Source organism: Kitasatospora sp. NPDC092039 (assembly GCF_044756065.1).
Lineage (GTDB): Bacteria > Actinomycetota > Actinomycetes > Streptomycetales > Streptomycetaceae > Kitasatospora.
The window spans coordinates 347,334-367,036 of the sequence record NZ_JBIVSD010000005.1 but is presented as its reverse complement, the minus strand read 5'-3'; the positions used below and the strand labels follow the sequence as shown (position 1 = coordinate 367,036).

The window sequence follows — 19,703 nt, the reverse complement described above, 5'->3', positions numbered from 1 at the left end:
GACACCGCTGGACCACCGCGGCCGGCACCGCGACGGCGCTGTGGCGCTGCCCGACCGGGCAGCGCCACAGCGCCGTTCGCCGTTCCGCCGGAGGGGCGGGCCGGCGGCCTACCGCTCGGCGAGCACCGCCTCGACGGGCTTCGCCGGCGGGTGGAACGGCCCCCAGGTGAACGCCGGCAGCCAGGGCCCGGGCGCGGCGCTCCAGGCCAGTTCGGCGATCTGGCCGAGCGACCGCCGGCCGGTGAGCGACCGCAGCAGGTCGTGCCGGTGCCCGCGCAGCACGGCGGCCGGCTCGCCGTCGCCGGCCAGCCACTCGGCGCCCGGCGTCTCGATCCGCAGCGCCGGAAGGCCCAGGGTGCGCACCGCGGCGGAGAAGCCCCGGACGACCAGGTCCAACGACGAGGGGTAGGAGGGGTGTTCCGGCACCACCGGCACCCCCAGCGCGCCCCGGATGTCGAGCTCGTGGGTGAACGCGTCCATCATCAGCATGGTGTGCCGCAGCTGCGGGGACTCGGTGACCACCCGCTCCACCGGGCCGTCCAGCCGCGCCCACTCGGCGAGCAGGCCGGCGAGGCCGTCGCCGGAGCCGTCGTGCGGGACCTCCCACAGGTTGCCGGGCGCGTCGGCGGCCACCGTCCGGCAGACCTCCAGCAGATGGCCGACCACGTCCAGGACGGTCCACCCCGGGCAGGCGGGCACCGGAACGCCGGCCACCCCGGGGCGCTCCACCAATCCGGTGATGTACTCCCGGGAACCGCGGTAGGCGAGGTGGTCGGGCGCCCGCTCCCAGAGCGACCCGGACGTGGCCTCGGCGTTGCGCTGGTACGTGCTCATACGGGCTCTCCTTCGGTTGGACGGCCGTGACGGGACGGACCGGCGACGCCGGAACTCCGGTCTCGCGCGGGCCGGTTCCATTGTGGTGCCAGGGCCCCGCGGGAAGGCCGACGGAGGCGGGCGGAGCACGTCCGAAGACGCCCGCGGGCCGGGCGGGTCCAGGAACGCAACCGCGGAGATGCGGACCGTGACGCGGCGTCAGGACCATGGGGGGACCTGGATTTCTGGACGTGAGCCTGGGAGGCATCGTGCCGACGACCTTCGGATCGCTGCGCCGGCTGGTACTGACACCGTCACTGGCCTCGGTGACCTTCGCCGGGCGGGGATTCCCGGTGACGCCGACGGAGGCCACCGAACGACTGGAGGCGGTGCCCCAGGCGGTGGTCTGCGGCTTCGAGTGGGGGATCGACGCCCGCAGCCAGTGGGAGGTCGAGCGCAGGCTCGGCCTGGTCGAGCCGGAACAGCGCGGATTCGCGTACGAGGGCGCCACGATGGCCTTCACCGTCCTGGACGCGACGGGCGGCGGCCACCGCACCCGCGACCTGCTGGCCGGGCCCGGGCAGCCGCACATCTTCCTGGCGTACATCGGCATCGGCTTCGCGATGGCGCGGCTGCCGAGGTCGCTGTGGCGCAAGGTGCTGCCGGACCTCACCGGGACGCCCTACCACCCGACGATGAGCTGGCTGGCCGTCGACGGCTACGGCTTCGACCTCGCCTACTTCCACACCCGGCGCTGGGTGGACGAGCAGCGCCGGCCGAAGCCGTACCCGTGGCAGGGCGCGCCCGGCTACTTCCAGCGGGCGGTCGACCAGGGCGTCGGACGGGCGCTGTGGTTCATCCACGGCGGATCGCCGGCCCATGTCGCGGCCGCGGTACGGAAGTTCGGCGCGGACCGGCAGGGCGACCTGTGGAGCGGCGTGGGACTGGCCGCGACCTTCGCCGGGGGCGGCACGGCCGAGGGCCTGGCCGGGCTGGCCGACACGGCGGGCCCGCACCGGGCGGAGCTCGCCCAGGGGTCGGTGTTCGCCGCCAAGGCGCGTGCGTACGCGGGCTTCGTCCCCGCGCACTCCGAGGCGGCCTCGACGAGCCTGACCGGCCTGTCGGTGGAGGCGGCCGCGAAGCTCGCCGACGACTGCGCGGTGGACGGCCCCACCCCGGACGCCGCCGGCGGGACGCCCCCGTACGAGCTGTGGCGGGCGAACGTGCGCGCGCACTTCCGGGACGGCGGGCCCGCGCCGCTCCCGGCGGCCCCGACGCGCTGAGCGCCCGCGTGCAGGGCCCGGGCCGGACGGGTGCGAACCATCCGCGGGGCGGATCGGCCGCCTCGCGGGAGAACCTGAGAGGAGTATGGCGTGGCCAGTGCATGGCGGACGCTCCGACGTCGAATTCTCACCCCGAGCACCTCTGAAACGCTATTGGAGACGCGTGGTTTCCACCGGAAGTCGCCGGCCGCCCAGGAAATCCTGGAGACGGTCGGCGCGCGCTTCCTGGAGGGCTACGCCCACGCCGTGGAGGCCCGGAACCCGGCGGAGGCGGAACACCCGCTGGAGGAGATCCCGGTCCGGTTCCGCGGCTTCGCCTACGAGGGCGCCGGAATGGGCTTCGCCATGCTCGACGGGCTGCGGCTGACCGGCCGCGACTCGGTGGCCCGCTTCCTCGCCGGCCGGGGCGCCGACCACGTCTACATGGTCTACGTCGGGATCGGCTGGGCGATGGCCCGGCTGCCGAGGTTCCGCTGGCCCGACATCGACGCGCTCGACCCGCTGCTGCGCTGGCTGGTGCTCGACGGGTACGGCTTCCACCAGGCGTACTTCCGCACCGACCGGTACGTCCACCAGCAGTACCGGGACCCGGCGTTCCCCTGGCCGGCGCACGACCACCCGTCGTACGCGGGCCGCGCCATCGACCAGGGCATCGGCCGGGCCCTGTGGTTCGTCGGCGGCACCGACGCGGACCTGGTCGCGACCATGATCGAGAAGTTCCCGGAGTCCCGGTGGTCCGACCTCTACGGCGGGGCCGGACTGGCGGCCACCTACGCCGGGGGCGTGGGCGAGGCCGAACTGTGCGCGTTCCGCGAGCGGGCCGGCGTCCACCGGGCGATGGTCGCCCAGGGCAGCGCGTTCGCCGCGGAGGCCCGGATCCGGGCCGGGCTGCTGGTGCCGCACACCGAGCTGGCCACCCGCGTCTTCTGCGGCATGTCGTCCGCCCAGGCGGCCGCGGTGACCCAGGAGGTGCGGCCGGCCGGGCCGGTGCCGGGCGCGGTGCCCGCGTACGAGGTGTGGCGCCAGGCCATCGCCGACCGCTTCCCCGCCGTCGGGGGGTGCTAGCCGTGGCCGCCGGCCACCGGGTGCCGCCGGGCCCGCCGCGCCGGGCCGCCCCCGTCCTGCTGCGCAGGCTGGTGGGGGACCGGCTCTCGATGATGCGCTCCGCCGCCGCGGAGTACGGCGACGCGGTCCGGATCTCCATGGGCCCCAAGACGCTGTACTTCTTCAACCACCCCGACCACGCCAAGCACGTGCTCGCGGACAACGCGGCCAACTACCACAAGGGGATCGGGCTGGCCCAGGCCCGGCGCGCCCTCGGCAACGGCCTGCTGACCAGCGAGGGCGAGCTCTGGCGCAAGCAGCGCCGGCAGATCCAGCCCGCCTTCCAGCACAAACGGATCGTCCAACAGGCCGACGCCGTCGCGGAGGAGGCGGCCAAGCTGGTCGGCCGGCTGCGGGCGCACGAGGGCGGCGGACCGGTCGACGTGGTCAAGGAGGTGACGGCGCTGACCCTCGGGGTGCTCGGCCGCACCCTGCTCGACGTCGACCTCAGCGCCTTCGAGGCGGTCGGGCACGACTTCGAGGCCGTGCAGGACCAGGCGATGTTCGACATGGTCACCATGGGCATGGTGCCCGGCTGGGTGCCGCTGTCCACCCAGCTGCGCTTCCGCAAGGCCCGGCAGGACCTGCAGAAGGTGGTCGACCGGCTGGTGGCGGAGCGGGTCTCCCGCGACGGCGGGGAGGTCGAGGGGGACGACGCGCTGTCCCGGCTGATCGTCGCCACCCGCCAGGAGCCCGACCGCGCGGTCGCCCGGCAGCGGATGCGCGACGAGCTGGTCACCCTGCTGCTGGCCGGCCACGAGACCACGGCGAGCACCCTCGGCTGGACCTTCTACCTGGCCGACCGGCACCCCGAGGTGATGGACCGGCTGCACGCCGAGGCCGTCGAGGTGCTCGGCGACCGGCTGCCCGAGTTCGACGACCTGCACCGCCTGCGGTACACCTCGATGGTGGTGGAGGAGGTCATGCGGCTCTACCCGCCGGTGTGGATCCTGCCCCGGCAGGCCCAGGCGGACGACGAGGTCGGCGGGTACCACGTCCCGGCCGGCGCCGACGTCCTGATCTGCCCGTACACCCTGCACCGCCACCCCCGGTTCTGGGACGCCCCGGAGCAGTTCGACCCGGAGCGGTTCGACCGGGACCGGGCCACTGAGCGGCCGCGCTACGCCTACATCCCGTTCGGGGCGGGGCCGCGCTTCTGCATCGGCAACCACCTCGGTCTGCTGGAGGCGACCTTCACGATCGCCATGGTCGCCCGCGACCTCCGGCTGGCCAAGGTGCCCGGGTACCGCGTGGTGGCCGAGCCGATGCTGTCGCTGCGGGTGCGCGGCGGCCTGCCGATGACCGTGCGGTCCGTCGGCTGAGGAAACCGCCCCGCCGGTCCCGGACGGCGGAGCCCGCACGGCAGAGCCCCCGCGACGTCCGTCGCGGGGGCTCCGTGCGGAGGCCGCCGTCGTGCCGGCCGCGCCGGATCAGGCGGTGTCGGTGATCAGGGCCCGTTCGGTGGCCAGCGCCACCGCCCGGGCATCCAGCAGGGCCAGCAGGACCGGCGGGTCGAGGACGCGGGCCGGGCGCAGGCGCAGTTCGATCGGCAGCAGCGGCACGTCCGGCCGCACCTCGACCGGTCCGACCGATCCCACCGAGACCTCGCGGTCACCCGTCAGCACCTCGTCGAACGCGGCCGGGACGGAGTGCGCCAGCAGGTACCAGGTGCCGGCCGGCACCTGGTCGAATAAGAAGACCCCGGGGCGGGGCAGGACGGTACACGCGGCCGGCCGCCCCTCCGGTACCCGGGTCGGGAACAGCCCGACGTAGACCCGGCCGAGGTCCCCGGCGATCGGGGCGCGGATCTCGCCGCGGAAGGTGGAGAGCTCCGTGCCGCGGGCCAGGCCGCGCGAGTCGACCTCGATCCGGGGAGTGAAACCCCCGAGCTGGCGGTAGGTGGTGGGGGGGACGCCGACGCTGCTGGCGAACCGCGAGCTGAACGTACCGACGCTGTTGTAGCCCACGCGGTGGCTGATCTCGGTCACCGTGAACGTCGTTTCGATGAGGAGGCGCTTGGCCGTTTCGAGGCGGATGGCGGAGAGGAACCGCCGCGGCGAGACCCCGGTCATCCGCTGGAATTCCCGGGAGAAGTGGAATTTGCTGTACATGGCCGCCTGCGCCATGTCGTCGATGGTCAGCAGCTCGCCGATGTTGTCGTGCATGGTCTCGATGGCCCGGGAAACGGCTTGCTCGATGGCAGATGTCATCTTTGGCTCCAGATTCTCCGCTGCACCTGCGGATGAACGGAAATTCCATCCTGGCGATGATCGGGAACGAAAGTCGCGGCCGCGGTGACCGACCGACCGTCAGTGCCAGGCAAGCGAAGGGAGGACCCCCTTCGGAAAGGCGAAGCTGACAATTGTCGCCGCCATAGCAAGTGACGACCGTAGCAGCAGGCGCATGACAGTCGCAATGGCTCGGTGGCACTTGCCGCTGGCATGCCTGACCGGTGAGAAGTCCCGGAATTCAGGTTTGAACGGCCGCCGGCGGCCCTCAGCAACACGGGAGATGCAGGCGAGGGCGAATTGCGCGCACGATGCCACAGTCGCGTATGCGAATCGGGACCGGCCGATGCGCGCCGGCCCGCTTTTCGACAAGAACCTGAGGAGATGCCGGTGGGCTCGCCTACCTCAGATCGACACGATTACCGGACCATGACGCTCGAAGCGTTCGCGGACACCATCGTCCCGGGCGAGAAGCGTTCCCCCGACGACCGGGCGGTGGCCGGGGCCTCGACCGGCGGCGGCGCCGTCCAGGCGGGCGCCATCGAGCTGCTGGAGACCCCCGCGACCGGACTCACGGACGCCCTGGACGACTACGAGCAGGCGCTGAACCGCCACGCGGGCACGTACGCGGACGAGCACGGCCTGCGGCTCGACGACTCGGTGCCGCCGTTCGTCGCCCTGCCGTTCGCGGACCGGACCAGCCTGGTGCAGGCACTGACCGGGAAGGACCACCAGGAACGCGAACTCTGGGTCCTGCTGGCGCTGTTCGCCAACATGGCCTTCGACACCGCCGCCCACATGCACACCACGGACGCGCTCGCGGCGGGCCACCCGGGCCTCACCGGGATGGGGTTCATGAAGCCGGACGAGGACGGCCTGTGGCGGTTCCCCGACTTCTCGTACGGCAAGCAGCTGGCCGATCCCCACCCGGACACCACGTCTTCAGGGAGTCCCGCATGACGAGCACCGAGAGCACCGACGTCCTGATCGTGGGCAGCGGCTTCGGCGGCGCGATCGCGGCGTACCACCTGGCGGCCGGCGGCGCGAAGGTCACCATCCTGGAGCGCGGCCCGTGGCTCAAGGCGGACGACTTCGACCACGACTTCATGCTCGGCTCCTCGTACACCCGGATCTTCGACTTCGTGGTGGGCGACGGCATGAGCCTGCTCGGCGGGAACTGCGTCGGCGGCGGCAGCGTGGTGTACTTCGCCGCGATGCCGCGCGCGCCCCGGTTCGTCTTCGAGCGCCGCGGCAGCATCGGCCGGCGCATGTGGCCGGCCGCCATCGACCGGGACGTCCTCGACCCCTGGTACGACCGGGTGGAGGAGGCGCTGCCCATCACCCGGCAGGACTGGAACGACGTCACGTACGCGGGCGGGCTGTTCGCCGCCGCCTGCGAGCACGCGGGACGCACCGCCAACCCCGTCCCGGCCGCCATCGACCGGGCCAAGTGCACCAACTGCAACTGGATGATGTCCGGTTGCCGCTTCGACGCCAAGCGGTCGCTGCTGCTGAACTACCTGCCCGCGGCCCTCGCGCACGGCGCCGAGATCCGGCCGCTGCACGAGGTGCAGCAGCTGTCCCGGACGGACGACGGCGGCTACCGGGTGCACTACTCGGTCGTCGACGACGAGGACTACCGGGTGCACGTCGGCAGCGGCACGATCGACGCGAAGATCATCGTGCTCGCCGCCGGCGCCGGCGCCACCCCGGTGATCCTCCAGCGCTCCGAGGCGACCCTGGGCACCATGCCGCACGCCGTGGGCCGCTACTTCTCCGGCAACGGGGAGCGCCTCAACACGGCCGTCGTCGACGAGGACCGGGCCCGCGACCTGCTGGGGCTCAAGCGCTCCGACGGCCGGGCGTTCCGGGCCAACCAGATCGGCAAGGGCCCGGTCGTGGCGAGCTGGGACAACCTCGACGGCTCGCTGCCGGAGCACCGCCGGTTCTCCCTGGAGCAGCTCTACTTCCCGCCGGGGTTCGGCACCATCCTGGCCCAGGTGCCCGACGCGAGCGGGCCCAGCTGGTTCGGTGTGGAGAAGAAGGAACTGGTCCGGCAGTGGCAGTCCTGGCTGACCGTCTTCACCATGATCGAGGACGACAACGAGGGCGTCTTCGGCCCGCCGCCGGCCACCGGCAACGCGCAGCGGATCTCCCAGCAGATGCTCGGGCGCGGGACGATCTCGTACCGGCCGACCGCCAACACCCTGCGCGCCTGGGAGGAGTCGGACGCGGTCGTGAAGGACATCCTGGAGCGCGACGGCCTGGCCCGCGTCATGCCGTGGACCAACGACCTGGTGGGCGCCTACACCGTGCACCCGCTGGCGTCCTGCCGGATCGGCGACGACCCGGGGACCTCGGCGCTCGACGACCGGCAGGAGCTGCGCGACCACCCGGGCATCTTCGTCACCGACGGCTCCGCCGTCCCGGGGGCGCTGACGGTCAACCCCGCGCTGACCATCTCCGCGCTCGCCGAGCGCGCGATCCCCGGCATCGTGGCCGCCGCCCAGGAGCGCGGCGTGAACGTCAGGTACGGCGCGCCCGCGCCGGACGGCGGCACCAGCGGACGGCGGGGCGTGCAGGTGCAGCTGCCCGGCCTGATGCGCCGGTAGCGGACACCCGGCGCCGGATCGAGCCATCGAGGAGGGCACATGACGACACCGTTCCTGCGGCCGGCCCTGCGGAGGTCCATGGCGGGGATCCACCGGGTCGCCCCGGTGCGGCCGGCCGACGCGGGGGAGGAGGTGGCCCGCGTCTTCGCCGAGGTCGAGCGGGAGTTCGGGATGCTCGCACCGCCGATCGGCCTGCACGCCGCCGCGCCGGAGGTGCTCGCCGCCTCCTGGGTGATGCTGCGGGAGACCCTGGTCGCCGGCGGGCGGGTCGACCGGGCGACCAAGGAGGCGGTGGCCGCGGCCGTCTCGGCAGCCAACGCCTGCCCGTACTGCGTGGAGGTGCACAGCACGACGCTGGGCGCGCTGCTGCCCGGGGCGGGCGCCCCGGGCACGGCCCGCGCGGCGGCGGAGGCGGCGGCCGACTGGTTCCGCGCGGACGGGGACCACGGGCGGACGCCGGGCGCCGGGCCGCCGTTCCCGGCGGAGGCGGCGCCCGAACTGGTCGGGGTGGCGGTCACCTTCCACTACCTCAACCGCATGGTCAACCTGTTCCTCGCGGACAGCCCGCTCCCGGCCGGCCTCCCGGCGGCCGCGCGGTCGGCGGCGCGGGCCGTCCTCGGCCGGCTGATGCGCCGCGGCGCGCGGGTCGCCCCGCCGGCCGGGACCTCGCTCGACCTGCTGGCGTCCGCGCCGCTGCCCGGGGACCTGCGCTGGGCGGCGGGCACCCCGAGCGTCGCCGGGGCGTTCGCCCGGGCGGCCGCCGTGATCGACGCGGCGGGCGCCCGATCCGTGCCGGACGGCGTCCGCGGCCTGGTCGTGGACCAGCTGGCCGGGTGGGACGGCCGGCCGCCGGGGCTCGGCCGCGGCTGGGTCGAGGAGGCGGTGTCGGCGCTGCCCGGGGACGAGCGTGCGGCGGGCCGGCTGGCCCTGCTGACCGCCAAGGCCTCGTACCAGGTCGACGACGGTACCGTCGCCGGGTTCCGGCGCGACCGGCCGGGCGATGCCGCGCTGATCGAGCTCACCTCCTGGGCCGCCCTGACGGCGGCCCGGGAGCTGGGCGCCCGGCTCGGCGACCGCGTCCCGGCGGCCGCCGGCCCCTGACCCCGCGTACGCCCGCACCACCGAGGCCCCCGCCCACCGGCGGGGGCCTCGGTGCGTTCCCGGCGCGGCCGGCCGGCGAATCACGGCGTTATCGAATAGCGCGGCCAGGAAATCACACCGTTATGGAAAAGCGGCATCACGCCGTTATGGAAAAGCACCGGCCCGGACCAGCCGGAAAGCAAACTCGGAGAAGACATCCGGACGGCCGCAGATGCACGCTTGACGACAGTGCAGAGAGTCGAGCCGGCGACAATATTCGCCGTCAATTCATCTCCATGGGTGGTGAATACGTGAGCAGTGAGCGGATCGCTATCGTGGGAATTGGCCTCCGTTACCCGGACGCCAATTCGGCGAGCGAACTGTGGGACAACGTACTGGGTGGTCGGCGGGCCTTCCGGCGGCTGCCGGACGAGCGGATGAACCAGGCGGACTACTGGTCGGAGGACCGGAGCGCGCCCGACCGGCACTACACGAAGAAGGCCGCCGTCCTCCGGGACTACGCGTTCGACCGCATCAAGTACAGCGTCGCCGGGAGCACCTACCGGGCGACCGACCTGACGCACTGGCTGGCCCTCGACGTGGCCGCCGAGGCGCTCGCCGACGCCGGATTCCCGGACGGTTCGGGACTTCCCCACCAGAGCACCGGCGTGGTGGTCGGGAACAGCCTCACCGGGGAATTCTCGCGGGCCAACATCATGCGGCTGCGGTGGCCGTACGTGCGCCGCACGGTGGCCGCCGCGCTGGCCGGCCAGGGCTGGTCCGAGGGCGACGTCGCCAAGTTCCTCCAGGAGCTGGAGCCGCAGTACAAGGCGCCGTTCCCGGCCATCGACGAGGACTCGCTGGCCGGCGGCCTCGCCAACACCATCGCCGGCCGGATCTGCAACCACTTCGACCTGCGCGGTGGCGGCTACACGGTCGACGGCGCCTGCTCCTCCTCCCTGCTGTCCGTCGTCACGGCGGCCAAGGCGCTCGCCGACGGCGAGCTGGACGTGGCCGTCGCCGGCGGCGTCGACCTCTCCATCGACCCGTTCGAGGTGATCGGCTTCGCCAAGACCGGCGCGCTGGCCACCGGCGAGATGAAGGTGTACGACCGGGACTCCAACGGCTTCTGGCCCGGCGAGGGTTCCGGCATGCTCGTGCTGATGCGCGAGCGGGACGCGGTGGCGCAGGGCCGGCGGATCTACGCGAGCATCAGCGGCTGGGGCGTCTCCTCCGACGGCAAGGGCGGCATCACCCGGCCGGAGGCCGGCGGCCACCGGCTGGCACTGACCCGCGCCTACCAGCGGGCGGGCTACGGCGTCGAGACGGTCTCCTACTTCGAGGGCCACGGCACCGGCACCGCCCTCGGCGACGCGACCGAGATCGAGGCGCTGTCCTCCGCCCGCCGCCTCGCCGACCCGACGGCCCGTCCGGCCGCGCTGGGGACGGTCAAGGGCAACTTCGGGCACACCAAGGCCGCCGCGGGCGTCGCCGGTCTGATCAAGGCGGCCCTCGCCGTGCACCACCAGGTGATCCCCCCGGCCACCGGCCACGTCGACCCGCACCCCGGCCTGCTCGGTGACGAGGCGGCGATGTACGTCCCGCGCCAGGCCGAACTCTGGCCTGCCGACCAGCCGGTCCGGGCCGGGGTGTCGGCGATGGGCTTCGGCGGGATCAACACCCACGTCGCGGTCGCCCAGGCGCCCGGCAGCACCCGGCGCGAGGCGCTCGACGAGCGCACCACCCGGCTGGTCGCCGGCCGCCAGGACGCCGAACTGCTGCTGCTGGACGGGCCGGACACGGCCGCGCTGCGCGCGGAAGTGACCCGACTGCTGGAACTCGTGCCGAAGCTGGCCCAGGCCGAACTGGCCGACCTGGCGGGCACGCTGGCCGACCGGCAGGCCGGCGGCCCGGTGCGCGCCGCCGTCGTCGCGACCACGCCGGACGACGCCGTACGCGGCCTCGAACGGCTGCTGGCCCTGCTCGACTCCGGTGCGCGGGAGGCGTTCTCGGCCGGTGAGGGAGTCTTCCTCGGCCGCGCCCGGACCGCCCCGCGGATCGTCTACCTCTTCCCGGGACAGGGCTCCGGCCGCGGCGCCGTCGGCGCGATCCGGCGCCGGTTCGCCACGGCGGAGGAGGTGTTCCGGGCGGCCGCGCTGCCCACCGGCGACGACCAGGTCGCCACCCAGGTGGCCCAGCCGCGGATCGTCACCGGTTCGCTGGCCGCCCTGCGGGTGCTGGACGCGATCGGCATCCGGGCCGACACCGCCGTCGGCCACAGCCTGGGGGAGCTGACCGCCCTGCACTGGGCGGGCACGATGACCGAGGAGCAGGTGGTGCGCCTGGCCACCGTCCGCGGCCGGGTGATGGCGCGGGCGAGCCGCGGCGGCGGCGCGATGGCCGGCCTGGCGGCGACCCCGGAGCAGGCCGCCCGGCTGTCCGCCGGTCAGGACGTGGTCGTCGCGGGCTACAACGGGCCCCGGCAGACCGTGCTCTCCGGCCCCGCCGAGGCGGTCGACGAGGTCTGCCGCCGGGCCGCGGCCGAGGGCGTCACGGCGACCCGGCTGAACGTGTCGCACGCCTTCCACTCGCCGCTGGTCGAGCCGGCCGCGGTCGCGATGGCGGCCGAACTGGCGGAGTTCGACTTCAGCGAGCCGGTCCGCCCGATCGCCTCCACCGTCACCGGCCGGTTCCTGGATCCGTCCGCCGACCTGCGGGAGGTCCTGCGCGAGCAGGTGCTGCTCCCGGTCCGGTTCCAGGAGGCCGCCACCGCGGCCGCCGCCGGGGCCGACCTGGTCGTGGAGGTCGGCCCGGGCCGGGTGCTGTCCGGCCTGCTGGCGGAGATCGCCCCGGACCTCACCACCCTGGCGGTCGACACCGACAGCGCCTCGCTCGGCCCGCTGCTCAGGGTCGCCGGCGCCGCGTACGTGCTCGGCGTGCCGCTGCGGACCGAGGCGCTGTTCGGCGACCGCCTGGTGCGGCCGCTGCCGGCCGACGGTGCGATGACCTTCCTGGCCAACCCCTGCGAGGCGGCTCCGGCCATCGACGCGGACCTGGCGGACCTCGCCGACCCGGTGGCCCGGGACGGCGGACCGGAGCGGGACGAGCGGGGCGGCGCGCGGGCGTCCGCGGACACCGAAGCGGCCCAGGACTCCACCCTGGAGCTGCTGCGCCGGCTCGCCGCCGAGCGGGTCGAACTGCCGCTGGACTCCGTCACCGCGCAGACCCACCCGATGGACGACCTGCACCTGAGCTCGATCACCATCGGCCAGATCGTCAACGACGTCACCCGGGCGCTCGGCCGGCCCGTGCTCGCCGCCACGCCCAACTACGCGACCGTGAACCTGGGCGGGATCGCCGAGCTGATCGACCAGCTGGCCGGGACCGCGCAGGACGGCGCCGCGCCGGCGGGCGAAGTCGACGGCGTGGCCCCGTGGGTGCGGCCCTTCGCGGTCGAGCACGTCCCGGCCGCCCTGCCGGCCGGCTCGCAGCCCGGCCCCGCGGGCCCCGCCGGGGACTGGACGGTCCACAGCACGCCCGGCCACCCGCTGGCCGAGCCGCTGCGCACCGCGCTCGCCGCCGCCGGCCTCGGGAACGGCGTGCTGCTCTGCCTCCCGGACGCGTGCGGACCGGACGAGACGGAGCTCTTCCTGGCCGCCGGGCGGGCCGTGCTGGCCGCCCCCGAGGGCACCCGGCTGGTCGTGGTCCAGCACCGGCTCGGCGCCGCCGGTCTGGCCAAGACCCTGCACCTGGAGCACCCGACCGTCCCGACCACGATCGTCGAACTGCCCGACACCGCGCCCGAGGGCGCCGCCCGCGACGAGGCGGTGGCCCGGGTGGTCGCCGAGACCGCCGCCACGGCGGGCTTCGCGGAGGTCCGCTACCAGGCGGACGGCGGCCGGACCGTCCCGCTGCTGCGGCCGCTGCAGCCGCGCCCGGCACCGGAGGGCGGCTCCCCGCTCGACGCCGGGGACGTCCTGCTGGTCACCGGCGGCGGCAAGGGCATCACCGCCGAGTGCGCCATCGCGATGGCCAAGGACTCCGGCGCGGCCCTGGCCCTGATCGGCCGCGCCGATCCGGCCACCGACCGCGAACTCGCCGGCAACCTCGCCAGGATGGACGACGCCGGCCTGCGCTACCGCTACGCCCGCGCCGACGTCACCTCGGCCGAGGAGGTCGCCGCCGCGGTGGCCCTGCTGGAGAGCGGGCTCGGCCCGGTCACCGCGGTGCTGCACGGCGCCGGCCGCAACCACCCGGCCGCCCTCGACGCGCTGACCGCCGAGGACTTCCGGCAGACCCTGGCGCCCAAGACCGACGGCCTGGAGGCGGTCCTCGCGGCCGTCCGGCCGGAGCGCCTGAAGCTGCTGATCACCTTCGGCTCGATCATCGGCCGGGCCGGACTGCGCGGTGAGGCGCACTACGCCACCGCCAACGACTGGATGACCGAACTGACCCTCCGCTTCCAGCAGCGGTACCCGAAGGCCCGGGCCCTCGCGCTGGAGTGGTCGGTCTGGTCGGGCGCGGGCATGGGCGAACGCCTGGGCGTCGTCGAGGCGCTGATCCGCGAGGGCATCACGCCGATCTCCACCGAGAACGGCATCCAGGTGCTCCGCGAGGTGCTCGCGGACCCGTCGGCCGGCCCCGTCCTGGTGGTGAGCGGACGGGCCGGCGGCCTGCCGACCCTCGCCACCGTCCGCCAGGAGCTGCCGCTGACCAGGTTCGTGGAGCGGGTGGTGGCGCACCACCCCGGCATCGAGCTGATCACCGAGACCGAGCTCACCGAGGGCGGCGACCCGTACCTGACCGACCACCGGCTCCAGGACGACCTGCTCTTCCCGGCCGTGCTCGGCATGGAGGCGATGGCCCAGGTCGCCGCCGCGGTGAGCGGCCACCAGGGCCCGCCGCTGCTGGAGGACGTCGAGTTCCGGCGGCCCGTGGTGGTCCGGCCGGGCGGCTCGACCACCATCCGGATCGCGGCGCTGGTCCGGGATCCCGGGACGGTCGACGTGGTGCTGCGCAGCGAGGGCACCGACTTCGCCGCCGACCACTTCCGGGCAACGCTGCGCTACCCGCGGCCCGAGGTGCCCGGGACGCCGGTGCCGGCCGAGTTCGGCCTGCCGGCGGTGCCGGTGGACCCGGTGACCGAGCTGTACGGCAGCGTGCTCTTCCAGGGCAAGCGGTTCCAGCGGCTGCTGGAGTACCGGCGGGCCAGCGCCCGGCACGCGCTGGCGGAGATCTCCACCACCGCCCAGGCGCCGTGGTTCGCGGCCTTCCTGCCGCAGGACCAGCGGCTCGCCGACCCCGGCACGCGGGACGCGATGATGCACGCCATCCAGTGCTGCGTGCCGGACGCCACGCTGCTGCCGCAGGGCATCGAACGGCTCTGGCTGGCCGACCCGGCCGACCAGGACTCCGAGTACGTCGTGCTGGACGCCAGGGAGCGCTCGCAGGACGGGGACAGCTACGTCTACGACCTCGACGTGCGCACCCCGGCCGGGAAGGTGGTGGAGCGCTGGGAGGGGCTGACCCTGGTCGCCGTCCGCAAGCGCGACGGAGCCGGGCCCTGGGTGCCCGCGATGCTCGGCTCGTACCTGGAACGCGGTCTGGAACGGGTGCTGGGCGGCCGCCGCGCGGTGGTCGTCGAACCCGAGGCGAAGCCCGCCGCGGACGGCACCGCGGAGGCCGCCGCCCGGGACGGGGACCGCAGGGCCCGCACCGCGACCGCCCTCGGCCGGGCACTGGGCCGGCCGGTGGAACTGCGCCACCGGCCGGACGGCAAGCCCGAACTCGCCGGTGCGCCGGAACTCGACGGCACCACGGTGTCGGCCTCGCACGCCGCCGGCCTGACCCTCGCGGTGGCCGGACGCGGGCGGCTCGCCTGCGACGTCGAGACCGTCCTGGAGCGGACCGCCGAGGACTGGGACGCGCTGCTGGGCGCCGGCCAACTCGCCCTGCGGGACCTGCTGGTGAGCGATGCCGGCTGCAGCCCGGCGGTGGCCGGCACCCGGGTCTGGAGCGCGCTGGAATGCCTGCGCAAGTCCGGTGCCACCACCCAGGCGCTGACCCTCGACCGGGTCCACCCGGGCGGCTGGGTGGTGCTGTCCGCCGGTGACGCGTCCGTCGCCACCTGGGTGACCACCGTCAACGACCGGACGGAGCCGGTGCTCTTCGCGGTCCTCGTCGGAAAGGAGAACTGATGTCGGCCTACTACGAGATCCGGCACACCGTCGGGTTCGAGGAGACCAACCTCGTCGGCAACGTCTACTACGTGAACTACCTGCGCTGGCAGGGGCGCTGTCGCGAGATGTTCCTCAAGGACAAGGCGCCGGAGGTGCTCGCCGAGCTGCAGGACGACCTGAAGCTGTTCACCCTCAAGGTGGAGTGCGACTTCTTCGCCGAGATCACCTCGTTCGACGAGCTGTCGGTCCGGATGCGGCTGGAGGAGCTGACCCAGACCCAGATCCAGTTCAGCTTCGACTACCTGCGGATCGACGGCGAGCAGGAGAACCTGGTCGCCCGCGGCCGGCAGCGGATCGCGTGCATGCGCGGACCGAACACCGCCACCGTCCCCGCCCGGGTGCCCGAGGCGCTGCGCCGGGCGCTGGCGCCGTACGCCGAGGGCCCGGCCGTCGCGCGGGCCCTGGCGGCCCAGGCCGCGCCCGGCGGGCCGGTGGAGACGGAGCGGGCGCTGTGATCGGCAACGGCCGGTCCCCGGTCAACACCCGGCCGCCGGCCCCGGCCGCGGCCGCCGAGAACCGGGCCGTCCTGCCGGGCGCCCTGCGCGAGACGATGGCCCGGTTCGCCACCGGGATCACGGTGCTGACCACGGGCGGCGAGTACGCCCACGGGATGACCGCCAACGCGTTCAGCTCGGTCTCCCTGGAGCCGCCGATGGTGCTGTGCTGCGTGGCCCGCTCCGCGACGATGCACGAGGCGATCACGGCGACCAGGTCCTTCGCGGTGTCCGTGCTCGGCGCCGAACAGGAGCGCCTGGCACGGTACTTCGCGAACAAGAGCAGGCCGCGCGGGGCCGCCCAGTTCGACGGCCTCGACTGGCAGCCCGGCCCGTTCACCGGGGCCCCGCTGCTGGCGGACTCGCTGGCCTGGCTGGAGTGCAAGCTCGCCGAGCAGTACGACGGCGGCGACCACTCGATCTTCCTCGGCGAGGTGCTGGCCGCGGACTGGTCCGACCACCGGCAGGCGCTGCTGTTCTACGGCGGCGCCTTCCACCGGGGCGTCGGCGGGAACCCGGAAGGGATCGGCTGAGCGGAGGATGGACCGATGTTGGTGAGCGTGACCGGCGGCACCGGATTCCTCGGCCTCCACTCCGTCGCGGCGATGGTCCGCGGCGGACACCGGGTGCGCATGCTGGTCCGCGACCCGCAGGCCGCGGAACGGGCGCTCGGCCTGCTGGCGGTGGATCCGGCCGCCGTCGACCTGGTCGTCGGGGACGTGACCGACGAGGGCGGCGCGGCCCGGGCCGTGCGCGGCGCCGACGCCGTCCTGCACGCGGCCGCGGTGTACTCCTTCGACAGCCGGCGGAACGCGGAGATGCGCCGGACCAACGAACGGGGCACCGAGCTGGTGCTGGCCGCCGCCCGCCGGTCAGGCGCCGACCCGGTCGTCCACGTCTCCAGCATCGTCGCCCTGCTGCCGTCCGCCGGACGGCCGCTCGGGGAGCACTCCCCGGTCGGCCGTCCCCGGGACACGTACATGGCGACCAAGGCCGCGGCCGAGCGGATCGCCCGGGGCCACCAGCGGGACGGCGCGCCGGTGGTCATCAGCTACCCGCCGGCGCTGCTCGGCCCGCAGGACCCGGGGCCGGGCGACCAGAACGCCCGGCTGCGCAACGCCCTGCGCGGGCTGATGCCGATCTGGCCGCTCGGCGGCTTCCCGGTCGGCGACGTCCGGGACACCGCGCAGCTGCACGCCCGGTTGCTGACCGCGCCGAGGGCGGGCGCCGACCGGCACTTCGGGCCCGGCCGCCACCTGTCCACCCGGCAGTACGTGCGGACCCTGCGGGAGGTCACCGGGCGGCGGCTGCCCGCGGCCTTCCTCCCCGCCCGGGCCATGCTGCCGGTCGGCACCCTGGCGAGCCTGCTCCAGCGCGGATGGCCCTGGCACATCCCCGCCGAGTACGGGGCCGTGTACACCTGCGCCTGCGCGGCCCCGGTCGACCCCGCCGCGAGCACCGGCGGGCTGACCCCGAGGCCGACGGCCGACACCATGGCCGACACGGTGCGCTGGCTGTACGGCCAGGGGAAGCTGACGGCCCGCCAGGCGGGTGTGCTCGCGCGGGACGAGGACGGCCCCCGGGCCCGCTGAGCCGCGCCGACGGCCGGTCGCGGGCGGGCTCCGGTCCGCCCCCGACCGGCCGTCGGCCGTTCCCGGCTCCGCGGGCCGGACCCGGGCAGGTCGAACCCCGGAGGGGGCGCCGTCCGTGCTACCGGCTGGGGGCGGTCGGCAGCCGGCCCGAAGGACGGACGAGGGAGCACAGCGATGGCCTGGTACCAGGGGGCGAGCCGGATCACGGTGACGGCGGTGGAGGGGCGGTTCCCCCAGCGGGCGGTGGTGACCGTCCGGGGTGCCGCCCCGGTGGAGATCCCCGGCGAGGTCGGCGCCGTCCACGTCGTCGAGGCGGAGCGCTGGGAACTCGACCTGGAACACCGGGACGAGGGCGGCTGGTGCCCCAACAGCCGTGCCGTCCAGGGCCGGTGGCAGGACGTCGGCGGCGTGTCGACGCAGGTCGTGCACAGCCGCAACCGCGACCTGGCGGGCGGCCGCCAGGACCGCAACCTGGTGCTGAGGATCGAGCGGATCGCACCGGGCGGCGACGCCCCCTCGGCCGCGCCCACCGCCCCCGCCGCCCGCCGGACCACCGCCGCGCCCGGCACGCCGGCTGCCCCGGCCGTGCCCCGCACCTCGGCCGGCCCGACGGTCGGCACCACCGCCCCGGGGGTGCGGACCACCACCTCGGGCTCCGGAGCCGGTGCCCCGGCCGCCCGGGGCACCGCCACCGGAGGCACGCCCCGGGCGACCGGCACGACCGGCACGACCAGCACCTGGAGCGGCTGAACCCGCGGGGGACCCGCAGGGGCCGCCGGCCACCGGTGCGGGCCGGGCGGGTCAGGCCTCCTGCGGGGCGGGCGCCGTCAGCGGGGCGAAGGTCTGGCGGAGGTCGACGACCGTGGTCGGACCCTTCACCCAGGCGAGCGGGGCGTGGTGCACCCGGACGCCGGCCGGCGGTTGGAGGAGGGCCTCGCCGGCCGCGTTCCGCGGCCACTCGACCGAGCCGGTGGCGGTGCGGGCCGGGACGAGCCAGTAGTCGCCGCGGGCGTAGTCGCCGCCCGGGCGGAAGTACACCTGGACGCCGTCCTCCAGGTCGAGCCAGGCGCCCTCGCGCAGCCGCAGGGCGCCGCCGGCCAGCGGCAGGGCGTCCCGGCCGCGGGGCGCGCGGTGGTCCCAGCGGCGCAGGAAGGGGTGGCGTTCGGCCAGCCGGCCGACCTCCGGCGCCGGTTCGGCGGACAGCCGCACCCGGCGGCCCGGCAGGTCGGTCTCCTCCACCTGGAGCAGGTCCGCCGGCTCGTCCCGGCTGACGTACGCGCTGTCCGCGACCTCGACCCAGTCGCCGACCGAGAGGCCCAGCTTGTCGTCGTCGCCCAGCGTGGTGAGGTCGACCCAGACGCCCTCGACCGAGGCGATCGGAAGGACGACCGAGCCGTTCTCCCGGGACCACTTGAAGGCGGCGCCGCACTCGGCCGAGCCGCTCCGGTGGACCTCCACCCGGTACATCTGGTTCTCCGGGCCCCGGTAGGCGGCCTCCGGGTGGGACAGGCACGGGTCCTCGTTCGCCCGTTCCGGACGCCGGGCGCGCGCGGCCAGCCAGGCGGCGGCCCGCTCCTGCGGTTCGGCCCACGCGTCGAAGGCGTCCCGGACCCGGGACACCCCGCCGTCCGGGACGCTCAACTCCGAGGCGGGCAGGGCGAGTACCTGCCAGACCACCTTGGCGCGGGCCGCGGTGTCGGGCATCGCCGCTCCGAGGGCGACCTCGCGGATCTCCGGGTCCTCGACGGCGGTGACGCTGCGCTCCCAGACCTTCAGGTAGACCAGGAACGGGAACTCGGCGGGCAGCCGGTCGCCGGGGCGCTCCTGGTCCCGGTAGGCGTCCGGCTGGTCCCAGTACGTCCAGACGGCGGGCTCCTGCCCGGGGACACCGACGGTACCGGCGGCCCCGTCCGTCCCGTCGCCGCCCCAGTGGCCGTCGTCGGGCACGGCGGGGCCGGGCTCCGGCCGGTAGGCCTCGCACAGGATGCCGTCCACGTAGTACCGGCCGCCGCCGATGGTCAGGTCCGCCGCGTCCTGGTTGCCCGGCACGTAGCCGATCGCGAACCCGGGTGCGGCGGCCGGCCCGCCGCGGCGGCCGATCAGGTCGGCGGCGAGCGTGCGCAGCTGGTAGCGCTCGATCGCGGCCTGCTCGTTGGCGTCGGCGTCCAGCTGGACGCGGCCCTGCTGGGTCAGCACCGCGGAGTAGTGCTTGTCGGGCCGGAAGGTCAGGCGCGAGAAGTCTGCGTGCACGGGTTCCC

14 protein-coding genes are annotated in these 19,703 nt (G+C 74.9%); 11 read left to right on the top strand and 3 right to left on the bottom strand.

The features are described from left to right. Positions 1-108 precede the first annotated feature (108 nt). Positions 109-834 carry a maleylpyruvate isomerase family mycothiol-dependent enzyme gene (locus tag ACIQI7_RS13755; protein ID WP_401108711.1) on the bottom strand — a complete coding sequence of 242 codons (726 nt, stop codon included), beginning with the start codon at positions 832-834 and terminating at the stop codon, positions 109-111. Positions 835-1,082: 248 nt separating this feature from the next. On the opposite strand from ACIQI7_RS13755, the gene ACIQI7_RS13750 reads away from it, so the two are divergent. The 3 genes from ACIQI7_RS13750 (at position 1,083) to ACIQI7_RS13740 (ending at position 4,522) form a co-directional block, all read left to right on the top strand. Continuing rightward, the gene (locus ACIQI7_RS13750; RefSeq protein WP_401108708.1) at positions 1,083-2,096 is read left to right on the top strand and encodes a DUF1702 family protein; all 1,014 of its coding nucleotides are present in this window, start codon (positions 1,083-1,085) and stop codon (positions 2,094-2,096) included. A 90-nt stretch (positions 2,097-2,186) separates the two neighbouring features. Next, positions 2,187-3,161 (top strand): DUF1702 family protein, encoded by a 975-nt coding sequence (locus ACIQI7_RS13745; RefSeq protein ID WP_401108706.1) that lies wholly within the window; start codon positions 2,187-2,189, stop codon positions 3,159-3,161. A 2-nt stretch (positions 3,162-3,163) separates the two neighbouring features. Then, a complete protein-coding gene (locus ACIQI7_RS13740) occupies positions 3,164-4,522 on the top strand; it encodes a cytochrome P450 (protein WP_401108703.1) in 1,359 nt (452 codons plus the stop codon). Positions 4,523-4,630: 108 nt separating this feature from the next. On the opposite strand, the gene ACIQI7_RS13735 is transcribed toward ACIQI7_RS13740, so the two are convergent. Then, the gene (locus tag ACIQI7_RS13735; protein WP_401108700.1) at positions 4,631-5,410 is read right to left on the bottom strand and encodes a helix-turn-helix transcriptional regulator; all 780 of its coding nucleotides are present in this window, start codon (positions 5,408-5,410) and stop codon (positions 4,631-4,633) included. Between the two features lie 447 nt (positions 5,411-5,857). On the opposite strand from ACIQI7_RS13735, the gene ACIQI7_RS13730 reads away from it, so the two are divergent. The 8 genes from ACIQI7_RS13730 (at position 5,858) to ACIQI7_RS13695 (ending at position 18,195) form a co-directional block, all read left to right on the top strand. Beyond that, the gene (locus tag ACIQI7_RS13730) at positions 5,858-6,388 is read left to right on the top strand and encodes a DUF5987 family protein (protein WP_401108697.1); all 531 of its coding nucleotides are present in this window, start codon (positions 5,858-5,860) and stop codon (positions 6,386-6,388) included. Beyond that, complete coding sequence (locus ACIQI7_RS13725) at positions 6,385-8,040, top strand: GMC family oxidoreductase N-terminal domain-containing protein (protein WP_401108694.1); 1,656 nt, start codon at positions 6,385-6,387, stop codon at positions 8,038-8,040. Before ACIQI7_RS13730 ends, ACIQI7_RS13725 begins: the two co-directional genes overlap by 4 nt. Positions 8,041-8,079: 39 nt before the next feature. Continuing rightward, entirely contained in the window at positions 8,080-9,141 is a 1,062-nt protein-coding gene (locus ACIQI7_RS13720) for a carboxymuconolactone decarboxylase family protein (RefSeq protein ID WP_401108692.1), read from the top strand. 275 nt (positions 9,142-9,416) lie between these two features. After that, positions 9,417-15,317: an SDR family NAD(P)-dependent oxidoreductase gene (locus ACIQI7_RS13715; protein WP_401108689.1), complete on the top strand. Its 5,901-nt coding sequence runs from the start codon at positions 9,417-9,419 to the stop codon at positions 15,315-15,317. Next, a complete protein-coding gene (locus ACIQI7_RS13710; RefSeq protein ID WP_387747470.1) occupies positions 15,317-15,814 on the top strand; it encodes an acyl-CoA thioesterase in 498 nt (165 codons plus the stop codon). Before ACIQI7_RS13715 ends, ACIQI7_RS13710 begins: the two co-directional genes overlap by 1 nt. Before the next feature lie 95 nt (positions 15,815-15,909). After that, positions 15,910-16,386 carry a flavin reductase family protein gene (locus ACIQI7_RS13705; RefSeq protein ID WP_401108871.1) on the top strand — a complete coding sequence of 159 codons (477 nt, stop codon included), beginning with the start codon at positions 15,910-15,912 and terminating at the stop codon, positions 16,384-16,386. Positions 16,387-16,401: 15 nt separating this feature from the next. Beyond that, positions 16,402-17,445, top strand: coding sequence for an NAD-dependent epimerase/dehydratase family protein (locus ACIQI7_RS13700; RefSeq protein WP_401108686.1), 1,044 nt, complete (start codon positions 16,402-16,404; stop codon positions 17,443-17,445). A gap of 174 nt (positions 17,446-17,619) precedes the next feature. Next, positions 17,620-18,195, top strand: coding sequence for a hypothetical protein (locus ACIQI7_RS13695; RefSeq protein WP_401108683.1), 576 nt, complete (start codon positions 17,620-17,622; stop codon positions 18,193-18,195). A 51-nt stretch (positions 18,196-18,246) separates the two neighbouring features. Here the strand turns inward: ACIQI7_RS13695 and ACIQI7_RS13690 are convergent, their stop codons facing one another. Beyond that, on the bottom strand, positions 18,247-19,695 hold the full coding sequence (locus tag ACIQI7_RS13690) for a DUF6519 domain-containing protein (protein WP_401108681.1): 1,449 nt from the start codon (positions 19,693-19,695) through the stop codon (positions 18,247-18,249). Between the last annotated feature and the right edge of the window lie 8 nt (positions 19,696-19,703).

What these genes read in the sequence shown, in the direction of transcription:
- ACIQI7_RS13755 (WP_401108711.1), bottom strand. Translation starts at nt 834, where the DNA reads ATGAGCACGTACCAGCGCAACGCCGAGGCCACGTCCGGGTCGCTCTGG.
- ACIQI7_RS13735 (WP_401108700.1), bottom strand. Translation starts at nt 5,410, where the DNA reads ATGACATCTGCCATCGAGCAAGCCGTTTCCCGGGCCATCGAGACCATG.
- ACIQI7_RS13730 (WP_401108697.1), top strand. Translation starts at nt 5,858, where the DNA reads ATGACGCTCGAAGCGTTCGCGGACACCATCGTCCCGGGCGAGAAGCGT.
- ACIQI7_RS13725 (WP_401108694.1), top strand. Translation starts at nt 6,385, where the DNA reads ATGACGAGCACCGAGAGCACCGACGTCCTGATCGTGGGCAGCGGCTTC.
- ACIQI7_RS13720 (WP_401108692.1), top strand. Translation starts at nt 8,080, where the DNA reads ATGACGACACCGTTCCTGCGGCCGGCCCTGCGGAGGTCCATGGCGGGG.
- ACIQI7_RS13715 (WP_401108689.1), top strand. Translation starts at nt 9,417, where the DNA reads ATGGGTGGTGAATACGTGAGCAGTGAGCGGATCGCTATCGTGGGAATT.
- ACIQI7_RS13710 (WP_387747470.1), top strand. Translation starts at nt 15,317, where the DNA reads ATGTCGGCCTACTACGAGATCCGGCACACCGTCGGGTTCGAGGAGACC.
- ACIQI7_RS13705 (WP_401108871.1), top strand. Translation starts at nt 15,910, where the DNA reads ATGGCCCGGTTCGCCACCGGGATCACGGTGCTGACCACGGGCGGCGAG.
- ACIQI7_RS13700 (WP_401108686.1), top strand. Translation starts at nt 16,402, where the DNA reads ATGTTGGTGAGCGTGACCGGCGGCACCGGATTCCTCGGCCTCCACTCC.
- ACIQI7_RS13695 (WP_401108683.1), top strand. Translation starts at nt 17,620, where the DNA reads ATGGCCTGGTACCAGGGGGCGAGCCGGATCACGGTGACGGCGGTGGAG.